The 334-nt window shown below is 48.8% G+C and carries 1 protein-coding gene; it reads right to left on the bottom strand.

Going from position 1 to position 334, the window contains the following annotated elements; genetic code table 11:
* A partial coding sequence (locus AE2B122_RS19055; protein ID WP_305852000.1) for a malic enzyme-like NAD(P)-binding protein occupies positions 1–334 on the bottom strand: 334 nt, incomplete at both ends.

The following is a 334-nucleotide window of genomic DNA, read 5'->3' as shown; positions in this document are numbered from 1 at the left end:
AAGGCTGCCTTCTTGACGATCACGGTTTGTGATTTTCGCTACGCGGTCTTTCATTTTGTTCATGCCCTCCGGACGACCTTCGTAGATCATACCTTTGGAATCACACATGATGACATTGTTCACGCCAAGGCTGTGAAGAAGCTCGATGATCGCGATACCGGCAGCACCTGCGCCGTTCGCTACAACTTTGATGTTGTCGAAGCTCTTGCCAACCAATTTCAACGCGTTCAGCAAACCAGCAACTGTTACGATTGCAGTACCATGCTGATCATCGTGGAATACTGGAATGTCCGTTTCTGCTTTCAAACGCTCTTCGATTTCGAAGCAGCGAGGA

It is taken from the genome of Terribacillus sp. AE2B 122 (genome assembly GCF_902497585.1).
Classification (GTDB): domain Bacteria; phylum Bacillota; class Bacilli; order Bacillales; family Amphibacillaceae; genus Terribacillus; species Terribacillus saccharophilus_A.
This window is presented reverse-complemented; position numbering and strand designations above follow the sequence as displayed.